The 24,472-nt window shown below is 45.2% G+C and carries 25 protein-coding genes; 15 read left to right on the forward strand and 10 right to left on the reverse strand.

Features of this window, described 5'->3' with window-relative positions; translation table 11 throughout:
- Window position 1: 1 nt before the first annotated feature.
- On the reverse strand, window positions 2-1,183 hold the full coding sequence (locus OCV30_RS14290; protein ID WP_065679735.1) for an O-succinylhomoserine (thiol)-lyase: 1,182 nt from the start codon (window positions 1,181-1,183) through the stop codon (window positions 2-4).
- 208 nt (window positions 1,184-1,391) lie between these two features.
- On the opposite strand from OCV30_RS14290, the gene metJ reads away from it, so the two are divergent.
- The gene (gene metJ, locus OCV30_RS14295) at window positions 1,392-1,712 is read left to right on the forward strand and encodes a met regulon transcriptional regulator MetJ (RefSeq protein WP_004729686.1); all 321 of its coding nucleotides are present in this window, start codon (window positions 1,392-1,394) and stop codon (window positions 1,710-1,712) included.
- 146 nt (window positions 1,713-1,858) lie between these two features.
- On the opposite strand, the gene OCV30_RS14300 is transcribed toward metJ, so the two are convergent.
- The 3 genes from OCV30_RS14300 to rpmE form a co-directional block, all read right to left on the reverse strand.
- Window positions 1,859-3,181 (reverse strand): IS4-like element ISVbsp1 family transposase, encoded by a 1,323-nt coding sequence (locus tag OCV30_RS14300; RefSeq protein ID WP_009845967.1) that lies wholly within the window; start codon window positions 3,179-3,181, stop codon window positions 1,859-1,861.
- Window positions 3,182-3,324: 143 nt separating this feature from the next.
- The gene (locus tag OCV30_RS14305) at window positions 3,325-4,632 is read right to left on the reverse strand and encodes a malic enzyme-like NAD(P)-binding protein (protein WP_065679736.1); all 1,308 of its coding nucleotides are present in this window, start codon (window positions 4,630-4,632) and stop codon (window positions 3,325-3,327) included.
- Between the two features lie 331 nt (window positions 4,633-4,963).
- Window positions 4,964-5,182, reverse strand: coding sequence for a 50S ribosomal protein L31 (rpmE, locus tag OCV30_RS14310; protein WP_009848884.1), 219 nt, complete (start codon window positions 5,180-5,182; stop codon window positions 4,964-4,966).
- 330 nt (window positions 5,183-5,512) lie between these two features.
- Between rpmE and priA the strand changes: the two genes are divergently transcribed.
- The 7 genes from priA to rraA all read left to right on the forward strand — a co-directional run bounded on the left by priA (window position 5,513) and on the right by rraA (window position 13,462).
- Window positions 5,513-7,714 (forward strand): primosomal protein N', encoded by a 2,202-nt coding sequence (priA, locus tag OCV30_RS14315; protein WP_065679737.1) that lies wholly within the window; start codon window positions 5,513-5,515, stop codon window positions 7,712-7,714.
- Window positions 7,715-7,954: 240 nt separating this feature from the next.
- Window positions 7,955-8,959: a DNA-binding transcriptional regulator CytR gene (gene cytR / locus OCV30_RS14320; RefSeq protein WP_009848882.1), complete on the forward strand. Its 1,005-nt coding sequence runs from the start codon at window positions 7,955-7,957 to the stop codon at window positions 8,957-8,959.
- 122 nt (window positions 8,960-9,081) lie between these two features.
- Window positions 9,082-9,621, forward strand: coding sequence for an SPOR domain-containing protein (locus OCV30_RS14325; RefSeq protein WP_009848881.1), 540 nt, complete (start codon window positions 9,082-9,084; stop codon window positions 9,619-9,621).
- A 228-nt stretch (window positions 9,622-9,849) separates the two neighbouring features.
- Window positions 9,850-10,398: an ATP-dependent protease subunit HslV gene (gene hslV, locus OCV30_RS14330; protein ID WP_004729692.1), complete on the forward strand. Its 549-nt coding sequence runs from the start codon at window positions 9,850-9,852 to the stop codon at window positions 10,396-10,398.
- Between the two features lie 58 nt (window positions 10,399-10,456).
- Window positions 10,457-11,797 carry an HslU--HslV peptidase ATPase subunit gene (gene hslU, locus OCV30_RS14335; RefSeq protein ID WP_065679738.1) on the forward strand — a complete coding sequence of 447 codons (1,341 nt, stop codon included), beginning with the start codon at window positions 10,457-10,459 and terminating at the stop codon, window positions 11,795-11,797.
- A 155-nt stretch (window positions 11,798-11,952) separates the two neighbouring features.
- A complete protein-coding gene (locus OCV30_RS14340; protein WP_065679739.1) occupies window positions 11,953-12,870 on the forward strand; it encodes a 1,4-dihydroxy-2-naphthoate polyprenyltransferase in 918 nt (305 codons plus the stop codon).
- Window positions 12,871-12,943: 73 nt separating this feature from the next.
- Window positions 12,944-13,462 carry a ribonuclease E activity regulator RraA gene (gene rraA / locus OCV30_RS14345; protein ID WP_065679740.1) on the forward strand — a complete coding sequence of 173 codons (519 nt, stop codon included), beginning with the start codon at window positions 12,944-12,946 and terminating at the stop codon, window positions 13,460-13,462.
- 109 nt (window positions 13,463-13,571) lie between these two features.
- On the opposite strand, the gene zapB is transcribed toward rraA, so the two are convergent.
- Complete coding sequence (gene zapB, locus OCV30_RS14350; protein ID WP_009848877.1) at window positions 13,572-13,814, reverse strand: cell division protein ZapB; 243 nt, start codon at window positions 13,812-13,814, stop codon at window positions 13,572-13,574.
- A 324-nt stretch (window positions 13,815-14,138) separates the two neighbouring features.
- On the opposite strand from zapB, the gene glpX reads away from it, so the two are divergent.
- The 3 genes from glpX to OCV30_RS14365 all read left to right on the forward strand — a co-directional run bounded on the left by glpX (window position 14,139) and on the right by OCV30_RS14365 (window position 16,457).
- Window positions 14,139-15,146: a class II fructose-bisphosphatase gene (gene glpX / locus OCV30_RS14355; protein WP_009848876.1), complete on the forward strand. Its 1,008-nt coding sequence runs from the start codon at window positions 14,139-14,141 to the stop codon at window positions 15,144-15,146.
- Window positions 15,147-15,346: 200 nt separating this feature from the next.
- Window positions 15,347-15,973, forward strand: a complete 627-nt coding sequence (locus OCV30_RS14360) for a helix-turn-helix transcriptional regulator (protein WP_065679741.1) — start codon at window positions 15,347-15,349, stop codon at window positions 15,971-15,973.
- A 136-nt stretch (window positions 15,974-16,109) separates the two neighbouring features.
- Window positions 16,110-16,457 (forward strand): DUF3135 domain-containing protein, encoded by a 348-nt coding sequence (locus OCV30_RS14365; protein ID WP_065679742.1) that lies wholly within the window; start codon window positions 16,110-16,112, stop codon window positions 16,455-16,457.
- Window positions 16,458-16,574: 117 nt separating this feature from the next.
- Here OCV30_RS14365 and OCV30_RS14370 read toward each other — a convergent pair whose 3' ends face one another.
- Together OCV30_RS14370 and OCV30_RS14375 are read right to left on the reverse strand one after the other, a co-directional pair.
- Complete coding sequence (locus tag OCV30_RS14370; RefSeq protein WP_009848873.1) at window positions 16,575-16,997, reverse strand: DUF805 domain-containing protein; 423 nt, start codon at window positions 16,995-16,997, stop codon at window positions 16,575-16,577.
- Window positions 16,998-17,083: 86 nt separating this feature from the next.
- Window positions 17,084-17,431 (reverse strand): 5-carboxymethyl-2-hydroxymuconate Delta-isomerase, encoded by a 348-nt coding sequence (locus OCV30_RS14375; protein ID WP_004729703.1) that lies wholly within the window; start codon window positions 17,429-17,431, stop codon window positions 17,084-17,086.
- 249 nt (window positions 17,432-17,680) lie between these two features.
- Here OCV30_RS14375 and tpiA point away from each other — a divergent pair, with 249 nt between their 5' ends.
- Complete coding sequence (gene tpiA / locus OCV30_RS14380; RefSeq protein WP_012604968.1) at window positions 17,681-18,451, forward strand: triose-phosphate isomerase; 771 nt, start codon at window positions 17,681-17,683, stop codon at window positions 18,449-18,451.
- Window positions 18,452-18,601: 150 nt separating this feature from the next.
- Here the strand turns inward: tpiA and pfkA are convergent, their stop codons facing one another.
- The 3 genes from pfkA to OCV30_RS14395 form a co-directional block, all read right to left on the reverse strand.
- Window positions 18,602-19,564 (reverse strand): 6-phosphofructokinase, encoded by a 963-nt coding sequence (gene pfkA / locus OCV30_RS14385; RefSeq protein ID WP_009848871.1) that lies wholly within the window; start codon window positions 19,562-19,564, stop codon window positions 18,602-18,604.
- A 316-nt stretch (window positions 19,565-19,880) separates the two neighbouring features.
- The gene (fieF, locus tag OCV30_RS14390) at window positions 19,881-20,789 is read right to left on the reverse strand and encodes a CDF family cation-efflux transporter FieF (protein WP_009848870.1); all 909 of its coding nucleotides are present in this window, start codon (window positions 20,787-20,789) and stop codon (window positions 19,881-19,883) included.
- Between the two features lie 163 nt (window positions 20,790-20,952).
- Entirely contained in the window at window positions 20,953-21,462 is a 510-nt protein-coding gene (locus tag OCV30_RS14395) for a CpxP family protein (protein WP_012604971.1), read from the reverse strand.
- Between the two features lie 179 nt (window positions 21,463-21,641).
- Between OCV30_RS14395 and OCV30_RS14400 the strand changes: the two genes are divergently transcribed.
- The 3 genes from OCV30_RS14400 (at window position 21,642) to OCV30_RS14410 (ending at window position 24,404) form a co-directional block, all read left to right on the forward strand.
- Window positions 21,642-22,331 (forward strand): response regulator, encoded by a 690-nt coding sequence (locus tag OCV30_RS14400; protein ID WP_009844719.1) that lies wholly within the window; start codon window positions 21,642-21,644, stop codon window positions 22,329-22,331.
- On the forward strand, window positions 22,331-23,710 hold the full coding sequence (cpxA, locus tag OCV30_RS14405; RefSeq protein ID WP_065679743.1) for an envelope stress sensor histidine kinase CpxA: 1,380 nt from the start codon (window positions 22,331-22,333) through the stop codon (window positions 23,708-23,710). Before OCV30_RS14400 ends, cpxA begins: the two co-directional genes overlap by 1 nt.
- A gap of 76 nt (window positions 23,711-23,786) precedes the next feature.
- The gene (locus OCV30_RS14410; protein WP_012604973.1) at window positions 23,787-24,404 is read left to right on the forward strand and encodes a superoxide dismutase; all 618 of its coding nucleotides are present in this window, start codon (window positions 23,787-23,789) and stop codon (window positions 24,402-24,404) included.
- The last annotated feature ends 68 nt before the right edge of the window (window positions 24,405-24,472 follow it).

Genomic DNA, 24,472 nt, shown 5'->3' on the forward strand with positions numbered 1-24,472 from the left:
ATTAAACCTCCCCTTCTGCGATAAAGCCTTGTGTTTTTTCAAACGCTTGCTTGAGATCATCAATCAAGTCTTCTGCATCTTCAAGGCCAACAGAAAGGCGCAGTAATTGTTGAGAAACACCCGCTTCTGCCAATGCTTCTTCGCCCATAGCACGGTGAGTCATCGACGCTGGATGACAAATCAGGCTTTCAACACCGCCCAATGATTCCGCCAAAGAAAATAGCTCTAATTTATCCACAAAATATTTAAGTGCCTCGAATGAACCCGCAAATTCAAAGCTCAACATTGAGCCAAAACCTGATTGCTGTTTCTTGGCAATATCATGACCCGGGTGTTCAGTCAGGCTTGGGTGGTAAATCGTACCCACCAGATCTTGTTGTTGCAGAGCCGTCAGAATTTCACGTGAGCTCTCTTCGTGAACACGCATACGCGCACCTAGCGTACGAATACCACGTAGCGTCATGTAGCTATCAAATGGTGTGCCGGTTGCACCAATACAGTTACCCCACCATGCTAGCTCTTCAGCGTGCTCTTCTGTCTTAGTAACTACAACACCACCAATGACATCTGAGTGTCCGTTGATGTATTTAGTGGTTGAGTGGATAACAAAATCCGCACCCAGCTCTAAAGGCTTTTGGAACACAGGCGTCAAAAACGTGTTGTCGACAGCAACCAGAGCACCTACTTCTTTCGCTTTACGGCAAGTTTCTGCAATATCAACCACACGAACCAATGGATTCGATGGCGTTTCGATTAAGATCAACTTTGGCTTAAGCGCGATCGCCGCATCCAGTGCAGCTTGATCCGATTGATCAACAAACAGAACTTTGAAGTCACCTTTGAGTGAACGTGTGTTAAACAGACGGTAAGTACCGCCATAGCAGTCGTGCGGTGCAATAATAAGATCATCGCCACCTAAGAAAGCGGATACCCATAAGTTAAGTGCCGACGTACCACAGTTAGTGACAACCGCACCTTTACCAGACTCAAGCTCAAACAGTGCCGTTTCTAATAGACCGCGGTTTGGGTTACCAGAGCGGGTATAATCATACTTTGGCACTTCACCAAAAGCGGGAAACCCATAGTTAGTCGAAAGATAAATAGGTGGGACAACGGCATGGTGTTGCGTGTCTGACTCGATGCCAGTACGTACTGCGATGGTTGCTGGCTTCCGGCTGCTCATAGGTGCTTCCTTACAAGTTTTGCGTCTGAGAATCACAGCTGCTTGTCGGCATTTTGTGGCTGTGTTAGATATATGTTACTCACTTTACTTTCATAAACGTGAGACGTCAACACTTCCGGACGTCTATATGTCTTTGCTTATGGCAGTAAATCCCGCTAAAATCAGCACTATTAATTTATTCTAACAACTAAAGTGATGAAGGTACGCAATGGCCGACTGGAATGGTGAATACATAAGCCCATATGCTGAGCATGGAAAGAAAAGCGAACAAGTAAAGAAAATTACAGTTTCTATCCCTCTAAAAGTGTTAAAGGTTCTTACTGACGAGCGCACTCGCCGCCAGATCAATAACCTACGCCATGCAACAAACAGTGAGCTACTGTGCGAAGCCTTTCTACATGCGTACACAGGCCAACCACTGCCAACGGATGAAGACCTTCGTAAAGATCGTCCAGACGACATCCCGACTGAAGTCAAAAAACTGATGACAGAGATGGGCATCGAGTTCGAAGCGTTTGACGAAGAATAAAAACAACTCAGTCACCGCCTTCATTATTGATTCGCTATAGCTGAACCCTATTTGTCACATCACCCACTACGTTATCTGTAGCTGCGCTGTGAATGATAGACATAAAAAAACCGACTCCTATGAGTCTAATGCCGTTCGGATAAGCATTATTGCTTGAACCTGAACGGATATTTGGCTGGGACAAAGAGGACTGAACGTGGAAACGTTCGGTCCTTTCTTTTATCTGGAAGAATGAAGTGACTCAAACTGTCTCTCATCCTTTTCAGTTTTACAGGTAGAGTTCCGTCTGGACTTAAAGCTAACCAACGTAATTGCGCATCAATAAGGTTAATTGCGGCGGTAAAACTGACCCTAGTCGCTCGAACCCCGGCTTCTGAAGCTATCTTAACCATCTCTAATCGCACTAAGTTATAGGCAAGTAATACGCCCCACAGCTCTTGCTTCACACCGGCAGAAAAACGACTTCGTAAAGTGACGTGACTTTGCAGTTGAGTCTGTTTAATTTCACCATAACCTTCTTCTATCTCCCAGCGTTGCCAATAAATACGCAGCAGGCTTTCTAGCGAGTATCTACTAGGGTCTGTAAGTGAAGTAATAAAACCTTTTATCTCACCTTTTGGCTCTTGATATAGGACTAATCTGGCTTCCCAACGTGCGGGTAAATTCGGATTCTGCCGTTGAGCTTGAGGAGAGATGGGCATTGAGATGAGCATGTCGTTCTCCGCATATTTCTCCAACACTTCATAGCGTAGCTTACGCTTTGCAGGCATTAACCAGTGAGCATTTTCCGCACTCTCTTGCCACGACAACAAGAGGTCTGCCGAGAAATAACAACGATCAAATAAGGTCAATGAATGTGCGGGGATATCATTGAATAGGCGCTTAGCTAAGGTCGTTTCACCGACATGACAGCCATCAAAAGCCGCCCCCATAATCATTCGAGTTTCTGTTGACATCAAAGCGACTAAACGAAGTTGAGGGTAAGGTTTCAATTTTTTAGAGATGAACCCAAATTCTTCAGCGTTCTCTGGGGAATCTTGGCACCTAAATGTTGTCCCATCGACAGCAAGAACATTAAGCTCTAAGTCTTTGTCTTGTTGAAGGATATCTCCATTCCAAGCCTTTACCGTTGTGTGAAACAGAGCCGCTAACGGACTCTCATCTAGACGTCGGCGTGAATCAGTTAGGACACTGGGTGCAACACGAGACCAGCTATCTTCAGGTTTAGGCTGAAGTGCAATGTCTAATGAACTGCACACCTCTTTGATAGACATGTTGCGTTGCAGCCCCATCCAAATAACTAACCAGACAGCTTGCTGAGCGGGAAGCCGACGTCGTCTTATGCTCGCTTTATTGGTTTCAAGAAGAGCTTGTTCTATCCACTCAATCTGAATGGCGTCGACAACAGATTCATAATTGTCGGCATCTTCAATGGTCTCGTGTGCCATTGCTAATTCTTGTTCAAGCATAAAAAAATCCCCATCAACGTTGTTGATGGGGATTATCTGCTAACTGCAAGATCGTTCAAGTCTTCTTAAACGATCGGCATTACTCCTATGAGTCGGTTTTTTATTATTCTTTTTCGCTCAATAGAGCAACAGCTATTAAGGCATTAAGCCATATAGTTGGCAGGCATCTCAATTCGAGCAACGCCAGACTCAACAGCCGCTTCAGCAACTGCTTTTGCAACGCGAGGAAGCAGACGCGGGTCCATTGGCTTAGGAATGATGTAACCCTTACCGAACTCCAGTGCAGTCTCGCCCGCAGCTGCCAGTACTTCAGCTGGAACTTCTTCTTTTGCTAACTCACGAATCGCTTTAACCGCCGCTAGCTTCATTTCGTCATTGATTTCGCTCGCACGCACGTCTAGTGCACCACGGAAAATGAATGGGAAACAAAGTACGTTGTTTACTTGGTTTGGGTAATCACTACGGCCAGTACCCATGATTAGGTCAGAACGAACTTCATGTGCGAGCTCAGGCTTGATCTCTGGATCTGGGTTTGAACATGCAAACACAACAGGCTTATCAGCCATCAGCGTAAGTGCCTTAGCTGGTAGCAGATTAGGACCCGATACACCCAAGAACAGGTCAGCGCCTTCGATAACATCTTCAAGCGTGCGCTTGTCGGTGTTATTTGCGAACAGCTCTTTATATTCATTCAAGTCATCACGACGAGTGTGGATCACACCTTTACGGTCAAGCATGTAGATCTTCTCACGCTGAGCGCCACACTTAATCAGTAGCTCCATACAAGCAACCGCTGCTGCGCCAGCACCTAAACAAACGATCTTACACTCTTCCAGTTTCTTACCTTGAAGCTCGATCGCGTTAAGCATACCCGCTGCCGTTACAATCGCAGTACCGTGTTGATCATCATGGAAAACAGGTACATCACAACGCTCAATCAGGCGACGCTCGATTTCAAAACAGTCTGGTGCTTTGATGTCTTCTAGGTTAATACCACCAAATGTATCTGCAATATTCGCAACCGTATCAACGAACTCATCGATTGTGCGGTGTTTTACTTCAATATCGATAGAATCTAAACCAGCAAAACGCTTAAACAGTAGCGCTTTACCTTCCATAACTGGTTTAGAAGCAATAGGACCAAGATTACCTAAGCCAAGAATTGCAGTACCGTTAGAGATAACTGCAACCATGTTGCCTTTACCTGTGTACTTATAAACATTATCGACATTCTGTGCGATCTCGCGAACAGGCTCAGCTACGCCAGGGCTGTATGCCAGTGCTAGGTCTTCTGCAGAGTTTGCAGGCTTCGTCAGTTCTACGGCAATTTTGCCTGGAATTGGGAACTCATGATAATCAAGAGCTTGCTGACGGAATTGTTCTTGAGGCGATAACGATTTTTCAGATGATAACGCTTGAGAGGATTGATCTTGGCGGCTGTCTTCAGACATAGGTGTAGGTTCCTAGGATATTATTATTTGGGGGATCTTGTTCATGTTAATGGATGTACTTCAAAGTTCCTAGGTGGTTGAAGCATCTGTATCATTAAAAAACGAGATTTCACTACTAATAAGACCAGTGGGCAGTTGAAATTACTGTCGCCTGCTCAACTTTAGAGCGAATTTCGAGGAAGGAGTGTTGGGGTAAGCGATGAAATAAAATTTACGCCAGTAACCTACCACTTTAAATGAGCTAATAATGAAATACGATTCAGTATTTTTTCAAATTTCAGGCAACAAAAAAGGACACCGAAGTGTCCTTTTTATGTCTAAATAGCGAGAATTACTTCTTGCTAGAAAGAGCACCGAAACGCTTGTTGAAGCGATCAACACGGCCGCCTGTATCTACGATACGTTGCTTACCAGTGTAGAACGGGTGACATTTGTCACATACGTCTAGGTGGATTGATTCTTTTGCTAGCGTTGAGTTGAACTCAAATGTGTTGCCGCAAGAACAAGTTGCAGAAACTGCTTTGTATTCTGGGTGGATACCAACTTTCATGGGAAAACCTCAATTAGGCCGCGTCGCCATCCGATTCTAAGCCGGACACCACACGTAGTTAAAAAATAAATAAAGACACCGCTGTATCACTAAACCGCGATAAAGCCATACCTTTAAGGCGCAGTATAGTAATGAATCTGTGAGGTAGGATCAACTGATTTGATACATTTTTCACCAACACTGTCCTTAAACCTTCTATTAAGCGTTATTTTCTGGCTCCAGTAGCATTCAAGCCTCAAGTAAGCTCTGTCATCTAAACTGCTCCTCGAATTTAACGCCCTTATCCATTAGACTGTTCGCTCTCGTCAACTCAGATAAAGCCGTCCCTTTATGCGTCCAATGATTGCCCGTGTGGCACTGCCTGTTCCACTCGACAAGCAGTTCGATTACAAGATTCCTAGCCACCTATTTCCGATTATTGGCGGTCGAGTCTCTGTGCCTTTTGGACGACAAACCTTAACAGGCATTGTTACGGCTCTGGTTAACGAATCTGAATTCGAGTTAGACAAACTCAAGCCCATTAAAGCCTTACTAGACAACCAACCCGTTTGGCCGGAATCGGTCTACTCACTCTTGGTATGGTGCAGCCAGTTCTATCAGTATCCACTAGGTGAAACCTTGGCCAACGCACTACCAAGCGCCTTACGAAAGGGCAAAGCGGCCGACTTCGCGACGCTTGTTGAATGGCAACTGACCTCGTCAGGTAGAGATCAACTGATGCAGGGCTTTGGCCGTGCCGTCAAACAAGCCAAAGTAATGCACATGCTTGAGCACGGCCCAGTTCCCCATCAAGAATTCATTGATGAAGAAGTGGGCAGCGCGGTACTTAAGACGTTGGAAGAGAAAGGCTGGGTTGAATCAGTAGAGAAAAAGCCGAAGCGCCAGCCGTGGCCAGTTGAGCTCGAAAACGATCAAGATAAGCCAAAACTCAATGAAGAACAGGCTATAGCAATAGCGACAGTAAATAGTCAAACCGACTTTGGTTGCTTCTTGCTAGAGGGTGTAACTGGCTCAGGTAAGACCGAAGTCTACCTGAATATGATCAAGCCGATTCTCGACCAAGGTAAACAAGCGTTAGTGTTAGTGCCCGAGATCGGTCTAACCCCTCAAACGATTAACCGCTTTAAGCGACGCTTTAATGTTCCAGTTGAGGTTATCCATTCTGGTTTAAACGATTCTGAGCGACTAAATGCTTGGTTGTCGGCGCGTGATAAAATAGCGGGCATTGTGATCGGTACTCGTTCAGCTCTGTTCACACCGTTCGCGGATCTGGGCATTATTATTGTCGATGAAGAGCACGACGCCTCTTATAAGCAGCAAGATAGCCTACGCTACCACGCTCGTGATGTTGCCATCATGCGTGCTCATAAAGCGCAGATTCCGGTTGTGTTAGGCTCGGCGACTCCGGCCTTTGAAACGCTGCACAACGCTCAGATCGGTAAATACAGTTACCTCACCCTGACCTCACGCGCAGGTGTCGCGCTGCCGACCACCAATAAAGTGTTGGACGTTAAGGGTGAATATCTAGAAAGTGGCTTGTCTGCGTCGTTGATTGCTGAAATGCAAAGACACCTCAAAGCAGGCAACCAAGTGATGTTGTTCCTCAATCGTCGTGGGTTTTCTCCCGCATTAATGTGTCACGATTGTGGTTGGACAGCAGAATGTAAGCGTTGTGATGCCTACTACACCTATCATCAATACAGCAATGAGATGCGCTGCCACCACTGTGGCTCACAGCAGAATATCGTGCATCATTGCCAAGGTTGTGGTTCAGCGAACTTAGTAACCGTGGGGGTTGGTACCGAACAGTTAGAGGCTCAACTGGGTCAACTATTCCCTGAATACAAAACCATTCGCATTGACCGAGACAGCACTCGCCGCAAAGGTAGTTTAGAAAGCGCGTTAGAATCGATTCGTAAAGGTGAATACCAAATTCTGATTGGTACACAGATGCTTGCTAAAGGGCATCACTTCCCAGATGTCACACTTGTGGCATTGCTGGACGTTGATGCCTCTTTATATAGCAGTGACTTCCGCGCCTCTGAGCGATTGGCCCAATTGTTTACTCAAGTCGCCGGTCGAGCAGGACGAGCCAGTAAGCCGGGGGAAGTGATCTTACAAACTCACCATCCAGAACACGGCTTATTACAGGCATTACTGCACAAAAACTACAACCACTTTGCTCAGACTGCATTAGCAGAGCGTAAACAAGCGATGTTGCCGCCTTATACCTTCATGACTCTGTTTAGAGCGGAAGCCAATGACACTCGCTTAGTGGAAGAGTTTTTGCGTCAAGTGCGCCACACATTGGAATCGCATCCGTTATTTGACCAATATTGTATGGTGCTAGGGCCAACCCCTGCACCACTAGCCAAACGAGCAGGTAAATCTCGCTGGCAGCTTATTTTACAAACACAGACTCGCTCGTTGATGCAAAAGCTATTAATGAGCGCCAAGCCAGCAATCAATATGTTACCCGCTGCGAAAAAAGTCCGTTGGTCACTCGATATTGAGCCGCAAGATCTGAGCTAAACCCACTTGGGTTAAAACTAATGATAAGTTTGTTCACAAATATTTCATATTTCTCGTGAGCAACTTCACACTAGTCATGTGATTTTTGTTAATCTAGCCGTAACTTTACATGGGTGAAACGAATAAAATATTGCAATAAAAAAAGTGTTAGCAACACTTTCACAATATCTATTCGATTACATTTATTATTCATGCCTTAGATACTTAGGCAGCAAAGGAATTAAAAAGAGGGTTTAATTTATGGCGACAATGAAGGATGTTGCCCAGCTAGCAGGCGTTTCAACAGCCACGGTATCACGTGCATTGATGAACCCTGAAAAAGTCTCGGTTTCTACTCGTAAGCGAGTTGAGACAGCAGTACTTGAAGCTGGATACTCACCCAATACATTAGCTAGAAACTTACGTCGCAACGAATCAAAAACCATCATCACTATTGTTCCTGATATCTGTGACCCGTATTTCGCAGAGATCATTCGTGGTATCGAAGATGCCGCAGTAGAAAATGACTACCTCGTTTTACTGGGTGATAGCGGCCAACAGAAGAAGCGTGAGTCTTCATTTGTTAACTTAGTATTCACGAAACAAGCTGACGGCATGCTACTACTTGGCACCGACCACCCGTTTGATGTCAGTAAGCCTGAACAAAAAAATTTACCGCCGATGGTGATGGCGTGTGAGTTTGCCCCAGAGCTTGAACTCCCTACCGTACACATCGATAACCTGACCTCGGCATTTGAAGCGGTGAACTACCTAGCTCAGTTAGGTCATAAACGTATCGCTCAAATCTCAGGGCCCATATCGGCAACGCTTTGTAAGTTCCGACAACAAGGCTACCAACAAGCGCTACGTCGTGCAGGGGTATCAATGAATCCTGCCTACAGCACTGTCGGTGACTTTACCTTTGAAGCGGGCGCTCAAGCAGTTCGTCAATTACTCGCTCTTCCTGAACAGCCTACAGCGATCTTCTGTCATAACGATGCGATGGCCATCGGCGCGATTCAAGAAGCGAAAAAATTAGGCTTACGCGTTCCTCAAGATCTATCGATTGTCGGCTTTGATGACATCCAATTCGCTCAATACTGCGATCCACCGCTAACCACTATTTCTCAGCCTCGTTATGAGATTGGGCGCCAAGCAATGTTGATGATGCTCGACGTACTTAAAGGCAACGATGTACAAGCAGGGTCGCGTCTGCTTGAAGCCAAATTAGTCGTTCGAGGTAGTACAGCGCCGCCTCGAATCTAATCTGAAGAAATATCCTTATAATTCTGCGGCACATTTTGATGTGCCGCTTCCATTTCTGCACTGTTATCCTCGCTCAATCTGGATTACCATGAGAGCAGAATCAGCAACTATTGAATTGTCTTGTGGCTAATAGAGATTATGTAAAGCGCGGTCGTGGCACAAAAAAACCGACCAAGAAACAAGCCCCTCGCCGTAAACCATGGCGTAGTGGTCTTTTGGCGATCCTCCTTGCCGGTGGTTTTGGTTACGGCCTTTACCTATTGAGTAATGATCCTGAGCCGCCAGCACCGACTCCAGTGGTAACCAAACCAAAGCCTAAGCCGAAACCAGCAAAAGTAATTCCGCCACCTCCAGAGGAGAAGTGGGATTACGTTGAAACCTTGCCAAGTCGTGAGATTGAAGTAAAAGCCAAAGAGCAACAGATCTCGAAGATCCCTTACATAATGCAATGTGGCGCGTACAAAACCTCAAGCCAAGCTGAAGCACGTAAGTTGGATATTGCTTTCCAAGGTATCTCGAGTTCAATCCGTAAAAAGGATGGAAGTAGCTGGTACCGTGTGGTTCTAGGGCCATATAAATTGAAGCGTGATGCAGAGCGAGATCGCCATAAGCTACAGCGAGCGAAAATCGAACCTTGTGCTATTTGGAAAGACACCGAGTAGTTTTAGATTCAGCGGCAGTCGTAGTCTTAATCTTAGCAAAAGCCGGAAACCAAACACCGAAAGCCTCCCATTGTGGAGGTTTTCTTTTATCTACACCCTTTAGCCAAATTTCCTTACAACTTCCGCCGATAAGTTGCGCGACATCACTCGACCTTCCTTGAATTATCCGAGCACCATCCTCATATACTTTTTATACCCAAAGATAAGAAATATTAAGAGGCCCTACTCGTGACTACCATTGTATCTGTACGTCGTAATAATAAAGTCGTCATCGCGGGTGATGGACAAGTATCTCTAGGCAACACCGTAATGAAGGGCAATGCCCGTAAAGTACGTCGCCTATACAACAACAAAGTACTGGCTGGTTTTGCTGGCGGTACCGCAGATGCTTTCACGCTATTCGAAAAATTTGAAAGCAAGCTGCAAATGCACCAAGGCCACCTAACCAAAGCTGCCGTTGAGCTGGCGAAGGATTGGCGTAGCGACCGTGCTCTACGTAAATTAGAAGCACTGCTAGCAGTAGCGGATGAAACTGCTTCATTGATCATCACAGGTAACGGTGACGTAGTTCAACCAGAGAACGACCTGATTGCTATCGGTTCGGGCGGTAACTTCGCTCAAGCAGCAGCCACTGCACTATTAGAAAATACAGATTTAGATGCGCGTGAAATCGCAGAAAAGTCGCTGAACATTGCGGGCGATATCTGTGTATTCACCAACCATCACCACACTATTGAAGAACTAGAAAGCACCGTTGAGCTACCAAAACCAGAGTAACGACCGCTTCCATCAATAACGTTGTATTCAACAGTGATTAAAGAATTAAGGAAAAACCATGTCTGAGATGACTCCTCGCGAAATTGTTCACGAACTCAATCGCCACATTATCGGCCAAGACAACGCTAAGCGCTCAGTGGCTATCGCTCTTCGTAACCGCTGGCGCCGTATGCAGCTTGAAGAAAGCCTACGTGTTGAAGTATCGCCAAAAAACATCCTGATGATTGGCCCAACCGGTGTAGGTAAAACTGAAATTGCTCGCCGTCTAGCGAAACTAGCAAACGCGCCTTTCATCAAGGTAGAAGCGACTAAGTTCACTGAAGTGGGCTACGTAGGTAAAGAAGTTGAAACCATCATCCGTGACCTAACGGACGTTGCGATCAAGATGACGCACCAGCAAGCGATGGAAAAAGTACAATACCGCGCTGAAGAACAAGCTGAAGAACGTATTCTTGATGCCCTTCTACCACCAGCGCGTGATGCTTGGGGTCAGAACGAGCAATCAACTGAAGACACCACATCTTCAAACACTCGCCAGATTTTCCGTAAGAAACTGCGTGAAGGTAAGCTAGACGACAAAGAGATTGAAGTTGATGTAGCGGCGCCACAAATGGGTGTTGAGATCATGTCACCTCCAGGCATGGAAGAGATGACTAACCAGCTACAAGGCATGTTCCAAAACCTCGCTGGCGACACCAAGAAAAAGCGTAAGATGAAAATCAAAGACGCATTCAAAGCACTAACGGAAGAAGAAGCTGCGAAGCTTGTGAACCAGGAAGAGCTAAAAGAGAGCGCGATCTTCAACGCTGAAAACAACGGCATCGTATTCATCGATGAGATCGACAAAATCTGTAAGCGTGGCGACAGCTCTGGCCCAGACGTATCTCGTGAAGGTGTTCAACGTGACCTGCTCCCTCTTATCGAAGGCAGCACAGTATCAACTAAGCACGGTATGGTTAAAACTGACCACATCTTGTTTATCACTTCAGGTGCATTCCAAGTGGCTAAGCCATCGGATCTGATCCCTGAATTGCAAGGTCGTCTGCCAATCCGTGTTGAACTTGAAGCACTATCAGCACATGATTTTAAACGTATTCTGACTGAACCAAAAGCGTCTCTGACTGAGCAATACATCGCTCTGATGAAAACAGAAGAAGTTAGCATTGAGTTCACTGAAGATGGCATCAACCAAATTGCTGATGCAGCATGGCGTGTGAACGAAACCACAGAAAACATCGGTGCGCGTCGTCTACATACCGTCATGGAACGCCTAATGGATGAGATTTCATTCGACGCAACAGACCGAGCAGGCAGCAAATTGGTGATTGATGAAGCTTACGTAATATCTAAGCTTGGCGAGCTCGTAGAAGACGAAGACCTAAGCCGCTTCATCCTGTAGCACACCAAACTCCAACTTATTGCTCTATCTCAAAGAAATAGCAGCTAATAAGCGAATTCAAGGCCCACTTTCGAGTGGGCTTTTTATTACCCGAAAAATGGGCGTATACTCAAATCACAGTATGAAACGAAGACTTACAAAGAATTAGACCTACGATGAAACAATCTCTACTGATTTGGCTTGATGCCGCACGCCCAAAAACTCTGCCTCTAGCACTTGTCTCTATTCTTACAGGAAGTAGTTTAGCGTTCGCTGGTGGTCATTTTTCTTTATCAATCGCACTATTGGCTTTTTTAACCGCCACTCTATTACAGATTCTGTCGAACTTAGCCAATGACTATGGCGACGCGGTAAAAGGCACAGACAACGAAAACCGTCTAGGGCCAACACGTGCAATGCAATCTGGCGCGGTGACCGCGAAAACCATGAAGCAAGCGATCATCCTCAACATCGTATTTACCATGCTCGCTGGGCTGATTCTTATCTTTCATGCCTTAACCTCGATTGAGAGTATTTTATCTTTCATTGCGTTGGGCGTATTAGCCATTGTTGCAGCCATCGCTTACACCGTCGGCAATAAACCTTATGGTTATATTGGCCTTGGCGACTTATCGGTATTTATTTTCTTCGGTTTGTTAGGCGTTTCAGGGACTTATTTCTTACACACTGGCCATGTTGAACCAAGCCTGTTTCTGCCTGCACTAGGCTGCGGATTGATGGCGGTTGCGGTACTCAATATCAATAACATGCGTGATATCGAAAACGACAGCGAATGTGGTAAGCGCACCATGGCGGTTCGCCTAGGGCAACGCAAAGCCAAGCACTATCATTTTGCACTGCTTGGGCTCGCCCTTGCCTCTTTCGCTATTTACCTACTGATTCAAGAAAAACCGGTCTGGATCAGCCTGCCGTTTGTACTAAGCATTATTATTGTTTATAAGCACGGTAAGGCCGTTTGGGAAACCGAAAAGCCAGCGCAGATTGCACCAATGATGCCCGTGATAGTGAAATGTTCACTGGTCACTAACCTATTGTTTGCAGGGGTTGTCGTAGCTCAAACTCTATTGAGTTAAATGAGACTAATCATTGCAAAGGGATCAAGCACCGATATACTCAAAGTAAGCTCATTGTTCAAAAGGTATACTAATGGAATACAACACTTCAGCACTGTGCGACATATATTTGGATCAAGTTGATGTCGTGGAGCCAATGTTCAGCAACTTCGGTGGACGTGCATCCTTCGCAGGACAGATCACGACATTAAAGTGTTTTGAAGACAATACTTTAATTCGCTCCGTATTAGAACAAGATGGTTTGGGGCGTGTGTTGTTAATCGATGGTGGCGGCTCACTGCGTAAAGCGCTGATCGATGCTGAGATTGCCCTACTTGCTGAAGACAATGAGTGGGAAGGTATTGTGGTTTACGGCTGCGTACGCGAAGTCGATGAGCTAGAAGACATGAATCTTGGTATTCAGGCTTTAGCCTCTATTCCTGTGGGTGCAAGCCAAGAAGGTGTCGGCGAATTGGATGTACCTGTGAACTTTGGCAGCGTGACCTTCTTACCGGAAGATTACCTCTATGCAGACAACACTGGCATTATTCTTTCGGCAGAGCCTTTGGATGTAGAACTCGATCTGGATGTTGAAGAAGAAGAGGCAGAGTAACTCACTCAGCTTCAAATAATAAAACAAGCCATAGAACACAAAGCATAAGAATACAAACGAAAACGCCCGCTACTGAGTAGCGGGCGTTTTTTTAAATCTGAAGAGTCGATTACTCTACGTCATCCATTTTACCAAGAAGGTTACGGATGCGATCTTGCCATGCTGAATGCTCTTCCTGCATTTGCTGAGTTTTTTGCTCTAGCTCGTGACGGCTTGCTTTAAGCTCACCAGCTTCTGTTGCTAGTGCTTGTTTCTCTTCTTTAAGCTCTTCCACTTCCATTTGAAGAAGTGCAATTGTATCTACTGCTGTTTGAATTTTTGCTTCTAGCTGCTCTAGTACTTCAAAAGACATTCTGGCCTACCTTTAAGTTATCCGTTTGATGGTGAAGGTTCACTCCACTTATTTCCCCATTCTACTCAGCAGAGCAAGGATAAACACTCAATATATTCGATATTTTGCGCCATTCGATGAAAAAAACAGCGCTTTTTACCGAATATTGACGTGAGTGATTACCGCCACAAGGGCAAACCGATTATTTTGATGAATAATAACTGTTTTCCACTGCGAATTGATCGAGAGCAATCTCCAAAAAACAAAAAAGCAAACGTTTCCTTTGGGATATGGTAAAATTCGCCGCGAAATTTCTATTCCCCCTTTGATAATTTTGGAGTCCGCATGAAACGCGATTTAGCAATGTCATTCTCTCGTGTCACAGAAGGTGCAGCACTAGCTGGTTACAAGTGGCTTGGTCGTGGCGATAAAAACGCTGCAGATGGCGCTGCTGTAGAAGTAATGCGTAGCCTACTAAACAAAACCGAAATTAGCGGTGAGATTGTTATCGGCGAAGGTGAAATCGATGATGCACCTATGCTATATATCGGTGAAAACGTCGGTGTGGGCGGCGATGCTGTCGATATCGCCGTAGACCCAATTGAAGGGACTCGCATGACAGCTATGGGTCAATCAAATGCATTGGCGGTATTGGCTGCAGGCGAAAAAGGCAGCTTCCTTAAAGCGCCTGACATGTACATGGAAAAATTGGTTGTTGGCCCTGGCGCTAAAGGCGTGATTGACCTAGAGCTGCCACTAACAGAAAACCTAGAAAACATCGCTAAAGCATTAGGTAAAACACTCGATACGCTAGTAGTAACCACACTGGCTAAGCCTCGTCACGATCAAGTCATTGCCGACATGCAAGCCATGGGCGTTCGTGTATTTGCTGTGCCAGACGGTGATGTTGCTGCTTCTATCCTAACGTGTATGCCAGACAGCGAAGTAGACGTAATGTACTGCATCGGCGGCGCGCCTGAAGGTGTCGTTTCTGCTGCTGTTATTCGCGCACTCGACGGTGACATGCACGCTCGTCTTCTTCCTCGTCATGAAGTAAAAGGCGATACAGAAGAGAACCGCAAGCACGGTGAGCTTGAACTAGAGCGTTGTGCAGAAATGGGCGTAACGGCAGGCATCGTCTTGAAAATGGAAGACATGGCACGCAGCGATAATGTTGTATTCTCGGCAACAGGTATTACTAAGGGTGATCTTCTAGAGGGCATCACTCGCACAGGCAATATCGCAACCACAGAAACTCTGCTTATCCGTGGTCGCTGTCGTACGATTCGCCGCATCAAATCTATCCACTACCTAGAGCGTAAAGACCCAGAAGTAATCGGTCACATCCTGTAGACCTAAACTAGCTCTAACAGAAATGTTCCAAGGCTGATACCAAGTATCAGCCTTTTGTTTTATTAGTGCACCAGAATCTCACCATTTGCTGTCGCTAGAGTAAAACGCTGTCTATATAGTAAATCCCCATCAATATAGTAAATGGTTTGCTTTATAAACACCTTGCCTCATAATAGTGAGGTTGATGAGGTAGGGATAGTATGAAAACAAGCGACAAAATCTTACAGACCATTAAGCGTCAAGGCGCGGTAACCGCGAAACAACTGTCAGAAGAGTTTGGCATGACGACAATGGGTGCAAGGCAACATCTGCAAAGTCTGGAAGATGACGGTATTCTCGCGTTTCATGATGTGAAAGTAAAAGTGGGTCGCCCGACTCGCCACTGGTCCCTGACTCAACAAGGCCATAGCCAGTTTTCAGACCGACACGGTGAACTCACTATTCAAGTAATTGATGCCGTAGAAAATCTATTCGGTAAAGAAGGGTTGGCTAAGGTTGCTGCCGAGCGAGAACAACACACTTTGAAGCAGTATCAATCTGCACTGTCTGGCTGTGATTCGCTCATGAGTAAGCTTGAAAAACTCACACAGCTTCGCGAAGAAGAAGGCTACATGGCTGAACTTCAAGAGTATGATGAGCACTACATCTTAATTGAGAACCACTGCCCCATCTGCAAAGCAGCAACTCGTTGCCCTAGCCTATGCCAATCTGAGCTCAATGTTTTCACTGAACTGCTCAAAAATGAGTGTCATGTAAGCCGCACTGAACACATTATTGCCGGCGAGAGACGCTGTACTTATACCTTAACGCCCACGCCTTTATCGTAATACCAAGCGCTAAGGGCTAGTCCCAACCCACCGATTCCGTCTCAATATTGAGAAAATGAGAATAGATTAAAATTTGTACAAATTTATTTCTTAAGCTTAAAGCATATGAAACACGCTTAATGCTAAGGAAGGAATCATGGCACAGCCACAGCCAAATCAAAAACTGCCCCCCTTTGATGAACTGGTCCAACTCGCCAAAAGCGATCCGAAAGCATTCAATCAATTCAAACACGAAATGTGCGAACAGATGATCTGTTCGGCCTCAGAAACTATGCGAGACAGGCTACGCGCTCAGCAAAGTCACATCGATTTGGTGGTCGGTCGCTGTAAAAACCCACATCATGTTAATGTCGTGCTCATGCAAGAGCTTCGTTGTCAGGTCTGTAAATTCCAAGAAGCACTCGAAGGTCGCTGTAGTTTTGAAGAATCTAAACCTGAAAATGTCGTGCCTTTCAGGCCGAATACTGAACCCAAAATGTACTAAAAGTAGAAAAGTAGAAAAGTAGAAAAGTAGAAAAGTAGAAAAGTAGAAAAGTAGAAAAGTATCAAAAAGAAAAAAGGGAGCGCAATGCTCCCTTTTTACTGATGAATTATCCAATCTTTAAACTGGATCTTCACCGTAATCATTACGGCCTTCTGTGCCTTTCAACAAACCACACTCAATCAGAATCCATAAGCCACACACTAACGCTGCAACGGTCGCAACCATATGGATTGGCGATACCGGCTCAGTGGTAGTCGCAGCCATTGGCGAAGCCAAACGACCCAGTACTAGGGGCACATTTAGTAGTAACCAGTAATTCGACTTATTGCGGTCGTGCCAGCGCTTAGCGGTGACCGCAAGATCTGGGATCACTAGCAGCAATAGGAATACTGGCAGTAGGATGTAAGAGTAAGCAGGGAACAACACAGAGATACCAGAAGCAAAACCAGTAATCGCTATGTAGTAGAAAATATTCCAAATCCAGTAAGTCTTACGACCAATTCTCCCTTTGAAAGAGAGCAGTAAATCTTTCATCGACATCTTAAAACACTCAAAAATTAATACGCTACCAAAAAGTTAGCAGCAAATAGTTAGTGAATCACTTTTAGTTAGTTGATTATTTTTAGCTAGTTAATCACTTTCTGAAAGCAACTTTTATCCATATCCCGTATGTTGACCGTTAGGCTACGGATATGGCTTGCCTGTTCTTGTAAGGTTTGCATTAACAAACGCGACAATTCTCTTTTCTGTTCTTCAGTACGTCCAGAAAGTAACTCGAAGCTAATATGAACAAAATCTACATTGTCCTCTTCATCACCGACCAACCAGTTATGACAGCGTAGTGAACGAGACTTCACAGAAGGTACATCAAACAAACCACAGTTTAATGTAACTTGATGAAGGTCTTCCAGTAAACCTTGGATATTCACTCGCTCATCCACTGAATTTGAGTACTCTAGAACTAGATTCGGCATTATTACTTCCTATTGTTAACGCAATCGTTTGTCCCTTAATAGCAACTAACGATGAAAAATCCGAGAAGTTAGCTATTATTCTGTCTGCCGGATCACTGATATTTGCTCAAAATCTACTCTGACCATTGAGTAAGATCCAAGAAAGTCATGACCACAGTCATGATCTGTTGATATTATTCTGTTATATTATTTCGTAATAAAGTTTACTTTTTTACATTCGATTTATTTAAATACTTTGGAGATATTCCTATGCGTCATCCTGTAGTTATGGGTAACTGGAAACTAAACGGCAGCAAAGAAATGGTTGTTGATCTACTAAACGGTCTTAACGCTGAACTTGAAGGCGTAACAGGCGTAGACGTAGCAGTTGCTCCACCAGCACTTTTCGTTGATCTTGCTGAGCGTACGCTTACTGAAGCGGGCAGCGCTATCATTCTAGGTGCTCAAAACTCTGACCTAAACAACAGCGGTGCATTCACTGGCGACATGTCTCCAGCAATGCTTAAAGAGTTCGGCGCATCTCACATCATCATCGGTCACTCTGAGCGTCGTGAATACCACGCTGAGTCTGACGAATTCGTTGCTAAGAAATTCGCATTCCTAAAAGAGAACGGCCTAACTCCAGTTCTTTGTATCGGTGAATCTGAAGCACAAAACGAAGCAGGCGAAACTGTTGCTGTATGTGCTCGTCAACTTGACGCTGTTATCAACACTCAAGGTGTTGAAGCTCTTGAAGGCGCTATCATCGCTTACGAACCAATCTGGGCTATCGGTACTGGTAAAGCAGCTACAGCTGAAGATGCACAGCGCATCCACGCTCAAATCCGTGCACACATCGCAGAGAAATCTGAAGACGTTGCTAAGAAAGTTGTTATCCAATACGGCGGTTCTGTTAAGCCAGAAAACGCAGCAGCTTACTTCGCACAACCAGACATCGACGGTGCTCTAGTTGGCGGCGCAGCACTTGACGCGAAAAGCTTCGCAGCTATCGCTAAAGCAGCAGCTGAAGCAAAAGCTTAATTTAAACTTCACCGTTTAGATTAGATGAAAGGTCAACTTAGGTTGGCCTTTTTTGTGCCTGCCGTTTGTGAAAACTCAAACGACAGGCACAAAAAAACCGCTGAACAATCAGCGGTTTTTAATATTTTTTAAGCGAACGCTAAGCTTGGCTTAGAATAACTCTTCTGCAACGCGGAACAACTCAGAACGGTCTGGGTTCTGCATGTTCTCGATACAGTCGATGATATCGTGGTGAACAAGAGCTTCTTTCTCGATACCAACACAACGACCACCTTGACCTTCTTGAAGAAGGTGAACGGCGTAGTTGCCCATACGAGAAGCTAAAACACGGTCAAATGCAGTAGGACGACCACCACGTTGAATGTGACCAAGAACGGTTGCGCGAGTCTCACGACCTGTTGCCGTTTCAATCTCTTTAGCCAGTTCGTTCGCGTCCATCATTAGCTCAGTTAGAGCGATAATTGCGTGCTTCTTACCTTTCGCAATACCATCTTGGATATTGCTGATTAGCTGATCTTTATCTAGGCCAGTCTCAGGTGTAATGATGTACTCACAACCACCCGCGATTGCTGACATAAGCGTAAGGTCACCACAGTGACGGCCCATGATTTCAACAATAGAAATACGTTGGTGAGAAGAAGACGTATCACGTAGACGGTCGATTGAATCGATAACAGTGTTAAGCGCAGTTAGGTAACCGATAGTGTAATCAGTACCCGCGATATCATTATCGATTGTGCCTGGAAGACCGATACATGGGTAACCCATCTCAGTCAGTTTCTTAGCACCCATGTAAGAACCGTCACCACCGATAACAACAAGTGCTTCGATACCGTGCTTCTTAAGGTTCTCGATGCCTTTCTCACGAACAGCCACGTCTTTGAACTCAGGGAAACGTGCAGAACCTAAGAAAGTACCACCACGGTTGATCACGTCAGATACGCTTGAACGGTCAAGCTTTTCGATACGGTCTTCCACAAGGCCTTGGTAGCCGTCGTAAATGCCGTAAACTTCAATGCCAACTGATAGCGCAGTACGAACTACACCGCGAACTGCTGCGTTCATGCCTGGAGCGTCACCACCACTGGTCAAAACACCGATCTTCTTAATCATGCTCACCCTCGATTTTTGGGAATCTATTATTCAATTCTTGTTCTTGCTGATTGTATATCAACAAGATTTTAAATCTATATTTGTACGTTATGTTACATTTCCTCAACAGGAATAGCACTTAAATCACGTAAAATTATGTAACATTTCTACTTCTGTAAGAGTATTACAGTTTTACTCAATAACTTTGTTGATTCACATCAGAATCAACATTAATTGTTACTAAGGTGATTTTTGAATCACCTTTGAGTTAGCAATTTTTACTCACTTTAGTTCAAAATCCACCCACTTACCATTTGCAGGCTGCTTTTCCCACCTATTACCAAGAATGGAATTTCTGCTGCTTCTCCGGGCCAAACACCACCGAATATGGATCTTGATGAATTAATACATCAGCATCAGGGAACACTGAAATAAGCTTGTCCTCTACTTCGTCAGAAATGCGGTGTGCTTCAATCAGTGGGATATTATCTTCGAGTTCTAAATGCAATTGAATGAAACGAACAGGCCCAGAACGGCGCGTTCTTAGTTGATGTACACCCAGTACCCCTTCCACACTCAACGATGCCTCTTTAATTTGCTTGAGCTCTTCATCGGGTAGCTTGTGATCAAGTAGAGATTGCACCGCTTCCATCGCCATTTGGTAAGCACTGTAAAGAATGTAGATGCCGATACCAATCGCGAATACCGAGTCTGCTTGACCGATACCAAACCAGCTCAGTGCTAGCGCCAGCATAATCGCCGCATTCATATAGAGGTCAGATTGATAATGCAGTGAGTCAGCCGCAATTGCTTGGCTACCCGTTTTGCTCACAACATGCTTTTGGAATCGAACCAAACCGAAGGTCATGACCATTGCGAACAAGCTGACATAAATACCAATTTCAGGAGAGTTCAGCTCATGCGGTCGGAAGAAACGTTCAATACCGTTAAGAATAAGGAAACAAGCTGAACCAGAAATAAACATCGCTTGTGCTAATGCAGCAAGAGATTCGGCCTTGCCATGACCAAAGGTATGTTCTTTATCAGCTGGCTGCAGAGAGTAACGAACCACCACAAGGTTGACGACAGAAGCGGCGATATCCAACAGTGAGTCAACAACAGAAGCTAATAAACTGACTGAGCCTGTCACCCACCACGCTGCAACCTTCACAACCAATAATATGGAGGCAATGATGGTGGCAGCCCAAGCGGCGAGCGTAACTAAACGTGCGTATTCTTGTTTCATAAATTGGCTATAAAGTGACTGATAGCACAAAGTATAACCCGCAAAACACCGATTGAATATGACAGCTAGGATCTAATACATTCATTTTAAAGATCAAAAAAAGCGGCACTAGGCCGCTTCTTTCTAAACACTTTCAATCAATTCAGCTTTTTCAAACCATGAATTACTTATCTTTGTTCATGCGTTTTTCCATTTTGTCCGCACATTTAGCCATGCGATCTTGCTGGATTTCTTTCAGTTGAGTCTTCTGTTCAGGTGTTAGTACGCTCATCATTTGATGTTGCTTCTTCAGCATGGTTAAACGACGCTCTGTTTGCTTCTCTACCATTTGGCTTGCTAGGTCGTTTGCCGCCGCTTCATCAAAGGTATCGGCTAGAACTAAATCTTGAACTTTCTCGTGGTGCGCTTTCATCTGCGCCATCTTGTCCGCTTTATTACCTGAATGTTTTGCTTTCATCTCTGCACGGTTCGCTTCACGCATCTCTTTTAGCTCTGCTTTTTGAGCATCCGTCAGATCCAGTTGACGCATCACTTTTTTGTCAAAGCCGCCACACTTGCCGTGCATGCCTTTGTGGTCACCTTTATCGCCACCGCCATATGCGAACGCGCTTGCTGTACCTAACATAAGTGGAAGTGCCGCAGCTACTAGTACAAGTTTCTTAGTCATTTTCATAATTTTTGCCTCAATTCGGTATAATCAGTCATGTGTTGCGTTTGTTTTCAGCGCTTAGATATAGATTAGTCTTTCCCTCGTAAAGCGACGTTTAGAAAGCGTAAAGAATCGTAAAGAGTGAAAGTTGACGAATAATTAGCAGTATTATTAACCTATAAACAACTGATTAAGGCTTCCCAATGGCGAACATTCTTCTTATTGATGACGACACCGAGCTAACCGGCTTACTTAAAGACATACTGAGCTTTGAGGGATTCACTGTTTCCGAAGCCAACGACGGCTATGCGGGGTTGGAAGCTATCAATGATGAGATAGATTTGATTCTTTTGGACGTGATGATGCCGCGCCTTAACGGTATGGAAACGCTAAAGAAACTAAGAGAAAATTGGGAAACGCCAGTACTGATGCTGACAGCTAAAGGTGAAGAGATCGACCGTGTTATTGGCCTTGAGCTTGGCGCAGATGATTACTTGCCAAAGCCTTTCAGTGACCGAGAGCTGCTCGCTCGTATTCGTGCCATCTTACGTAGAACGCAGATCAACACCGCTCCTAAAGCAGCCAGTGATAAGATTCAATATCAAGACATTGAAGTATTTCCAGGTAAACAAGAAGCTTATTGTAATGGCCAGCTTATCGATCTTACCACCACCGAGTTCGCTTTGCTGAGTCACCTAATCCAGAACCCAGGGCAAGTGATCACCAAGGAAGCGTTGAGTTTGGATGTTCTGGGTAAAAGGCTTGCAGCATTTGACCGTGCGATAGACATGCACATATCCAACCTGCGTAAAAAAATTCCAGAACGCAGTGACGGTAAATCTCGCATCAAAACCTTACGAGGCCGTGGTTACTTATTGGTAGAGGAAGATTAATGCGTATCCCTAAAATCACCAGCTTATATGGACGTATCTTTGCTATCTTTTGGTTCACCATGTTACTGGTGCTTTTGTCGGTACTGTCACTTCCCCATTTAGACCCGCGAGTGGCGCGCGATGTGCCTGCCGATCATCTCGATAAACTCGAACGTATCGCTAAATTCACAGAAAAGCGCTACGCCAAAGAATCTAACCTGGGAAAAATAGTGTTCCAACTTGAGGCACCGCGTAGCCGCAAGGATTCTCGTGCTCGTATTTACCTAACCGACCTTGAAGGCGCGGTCCTTACATCGAAAAGACACTCAAATTACAAACTTAAAGCGATTCGTAATTTTGTTACCTCGATAGATAACCCTGAATTACCCAAGCAAAAGTTATACGGACATTACATGGTAGCAGGGCCAGTCCCTATCACACTCGCTGGAGAAGAATTACTGATGTATGCCGGAGTAAAATGGAACCAACCTCCTCCATTTTTGCTGCGCTTATTTGATAGACCTTTACAGTTATTGCTTGCGGTAATGCTAGCAAGTACCCCACTGCTATTATGGTTAGCTTGGGCATTGAGCCAACCTGCTCGTAGACTTGAACGCGCAGCGCAACGTGTGGCGAAAGGTCAGTTTGAGGTCGATCCCACACTCGAAAAAGGCACCTCAGAATTCAGACAAGCGGGTGAGAGCTTTAACCAAATGGTCGAAGCAGTGAACCAGATGATCTCAGGGCAACAACGCCTACTTTCAGATATCTCACACGAGCTACGTTCGCCATTGACCCGCCTACGCATGGCGAATGCACTTGCGATTCGTAAACAAGGTGAGAGCCAAGAGTTAGAACGTATCGATATGGAAGCTCAGCGTTTAGAGCAAATGATCAGTGAACTACTGACGCTATCACGCATGCAGGTCGACAGCCATATTACTCGTGAGGTTCAGCCTATTTCGAGCTTATGGGAAGAGATTTTAAAAGATGCAGAATTTGAAGCTGAACAGATGGGTAAATTACTGACGTTTTCAGAGATCCCAGAGCGTTCTATTTCGGGTAATCCTAAGCTGCTGATGAGTGCCTTGGACAATATTACGCGTAATGCCATCTATTACGGGAAAGACCAAGTCGATGTGCAATTCGATGTTGTCCAAGATCGGCTGACGATTTGCGTCAATGACAACGGTGATGGTGTACCTGATGATGAGCTAGATTCAATCTTTAGGCCTTTCTACCGCGTTTCAACCGCTCGTGATCGTAACTCCGGCGGCACAGGGCTTGGGCTTACCATTACAGAAAGTGCGATTCGTCAACACAGCGGAACCATCATTGCAAGCCGTAGCCAGCTCGGTGGATTACAACTCAAAATCACCCTGCCTATCCTGCCAGTGTAATACCCCTACAAAGATCACAGTTGATAATGATTTCCATTATCATTATGGTAAGTCCTCTAATTAAGGAGGATTTACCATGTCACACTCTTTTCCTGCTCTACCCTACGCCTACGACGCCCTAGAACCTTACATTGACGCTAAGACGATGGAAGTGCATTACAGCAAGCACCATAGAACCTACTACGATAAGTTTGTTGCGGCGATTTCTGGCAGTGAACTTGAGCAGCAATCTCTAACCGAGATCTTCGCTAACATCTCTCAGCACAGCCCTGCCGTTCGCAACAATGGCGGCGGTTACTACAACCATATTTTATATTGGAACTGCATGGCTCAAGATGGCGGGGGTGAACCGGCAGGTAAACTTGGCGACGCGATCCAAAGTACTTTCGGAGATTTCGAGACGTTCCAAGATCAGTTCGCTCAAGCGGCAATCAATACCTTCGGTTCAGGCTTTGCTTGGTTGGTAGTAGAAGAAGGACAACTGAAAATCATCTCGACCTCAAACCAAGACAACCCGTGGATGGATACCATCGCCAGCAACGGTGAGCCGATTCTTGCACTGGATGTCTGGGAACACGCCTACTACATCAGCTACCAAAACCGTCGCCCTGATTACATCAATGCATGGTGGAACGTGGTGAATTGGAATGCGGTTTCTGAAAACTACGCACAAGCACTCGCGAATAAAGCGTAAGCCAATGGTGGTGAACTGTACTCACTCAGCTTGCCACCGTATACTCTGGCTATCTTTGATTATTCTTG

This window comes from Vibrio atlanticus, from assembly GCF_024347315.1.
Lineage (GTDB): Bacteria > Pseudomonadota > Gammaproteobacteria > Enterobacterales > Vibrionaceae > Vibrio > Vibrio atlanticus.